Origin of the sequence: Streptomyces sp. C, from assembly GCF_000158895.1 — a bacterium.
GTDB classification, from domain to species: domain Bacteria; phylum Actinomycetota; class Actinomycetes; order Streptomycetales; family Streptomycetaceae; genus Streptomyces; species Streptomyces racemochromogenes.
This window is the reverse complement of record NZ_GG657750.1, coordinates 126300-128290: the sequence shown is the minus strand read 5'-3', so window position 1 is coordinate 128290 and position 1991 is coordinate 126300. Positions and strand designations below refer to the sequence as shown.

The window sequence follows — 1991 nt, the reverse complement described above, 5'->3', positions numbered from 1 at the left end:
GCCCCGCGACGCCCGGCACGCGCTGCCCGCCCTCCGGGCGGACGGCGCCACTTTGCGGACACCCCCTGGGCCGTCTCTTCGCCCTCTTCGCCCGCGCCGCCGACCCACGGCGGGCCCTCTCGGCGGGTGCTCAACCCGACAGGTGCAAAGCGCGGCATCCGGGGTAGACGCGGCCCATGATCGTCTCAGCTGTCACTGCGGCCACGGCGCCACCGTCCCTGTTCCCGATCCTGCCGGGGCAGCGGCCGTGACCGGGCCACGACACCGCGTCGCCGGCCGCCCGCTGCCGACCCAGGAGGCACCCGTGCCGAGCACCGCCCTGACGTACACCGACCCCCTGCCCCGCCTGGTCACGCTGCCGGGCGTCTACCGGCCCCAGGCCGACACCCGGATGCTCCTCGGCGCCCTCGCCCGCGAGCCCCTGCGCCCCGGTGCGGAGGTGGTGGAGATCGGCACGGGCACCGGCGCCCTCGCACTGCGCGCCGCGGCCAGGGGCGCCGACGTCACCGCGGTCGACGTGGCCTGGTCCGCCGTACTCGCCGCCCGGCTGAACAGCTGGCGCCAGAGGCTGCGGCTGCGCGTCCTGCACGGCGACTTCGCCGCCCGCACCCGCGGCCGGCGTTTCGACCTGGTCCTGGCCAACCCGCCCTACGTCCCCTGCCCCGACCCCGCGGTGCCCACGAGCGGCAGCCGGCGCGCCTGGGACGCGGGCCGGGACGGACGGGCCGTGATCGACCGGATCTGCGCGGCCGCCCCGGGCCTGCTCCGGCCCGGCGGGGTACTGCTCATGGTCCACTCGGGGATGTGCGGGGCGCAGGAGACCGTGGCGCTGCTGGCACGGCACGGACTGACCGCGCAGGTCACGGAGCGGGCCTGGGTGCCGTGGGGGCCGGTGCTGCGTTCGCGGCGGGCCTGGCTGCAGGGGCAGGGCCTGGCGGAAGACGGCGCCGAGCAGGAGGAACTGGTGGTCGTCCGCGCCCGCTCCGCCTGAACCGCCCCACCTGACCGCCCCACCCGGCGGGCACCCGCCGGATCACGGGACGCCCCCATCCGAACGACAGGAGCCGTCGATGACCGCACCCGCCGAAACCCCCACCAGGACTCCCGGGGCCGGCCCCCTGCCGCCCGAGGGGCGAGGACCGCTGTCCGGGGCCGTGCTGGACGCACTGCGCGCCGGCCGGGCTCCGCACCACGACGGCGCGGAGGTCCTGCGGGCCGACCCCTTCGGCGAAGACCTGCAGCTCGCCCTCTACCTGCTCTACGAGCTGCACTACCGGGGCTTCGAGGGCGTCGAGGACGCCCGCGAATGGGACCCCGACCTGCTGAGCGTGCGCCGGGCCCTGGAGGAGCGGTTCCTGTGCGCCCTCCGCGCGGACACGGCCGGTGCCCCCACCACGGCGGAGGAGGCCTTCGCGCCGCTCCTCGTCGAGCCCGTGGACCTCAGCGGCAGCCTCAGCCACTACCTGGCGACGGAGGGCGAGCTGTGGCAGCTGCGCGAATACGCGGCCCTGCGCTCCCTGTACCACCTCAAGGAGGCCGACCCGCACGCCTGGGTGATCCCCCGGCTCGTCGGCCGCGCGAAGGCCGCCATGGTGGCCATCGAGTACGACGAGTTCGGCGCCGGCCGCCCCGAGCGCATCCACGCCCGCCTGTTCGCCGACCTCATGGACGACCTCGGCCTGGACACCGCGTACGGCCACTACCTCGAACAGGCCCCGGCACCCGTGCTCGCCACGGTCAACCTCATGTCGCTCCTCGGCCTCCACCGGGCCCTGCGCGGAGCCCTGGTCGGGCACTTCGCGTGCGTGGAGGTGACCTCTTCCCCCGGGTCGCGCCGCCTCGCCAAGGCCATGCGCCGCTGCGGGGCCGGCCCGGCGGCCGAGCACTTCTACGCGGAGCACGTGGAGGCCGACGCCGTGCACGAACAGGTCGTCCGGTACGAGGTCATCGGGGGGCTCCTCGCCGACGAACCCGGCCTGGAGGCCGACGTG

2 protein-coding genes are annotated in these 1991 nt (G+C 76.1%); both read left to right on the top strand.

The window, feature by feature from the left end; all coding sequences use genetic code 11:
• The first annotated feature begins 304 nt into the window (after positions 1-304).
• Positions 305-991 carry a HemK2/MTQ2 family protein methyltransferase gene (locus tag SSNG_RS00685; RefSeq protein ID WP_277752127.1) on the top strand — a complete coding sequence of 229 codons (687 nt, stop codon included), beginning with the start codon at positions 305-307 and terminating at the stop codon, positions 989-991.
• A 79-nt stretch (positions 992-1070) separates the two neighbouring features.
• The coding region (locus SSNG_RS00680; RefSeq protein ID WP_007261845.1) for an iron-containing redox enzyme family protein at positions 1071-1991 on the top strand (921 nt) is incomplete at its 3' end.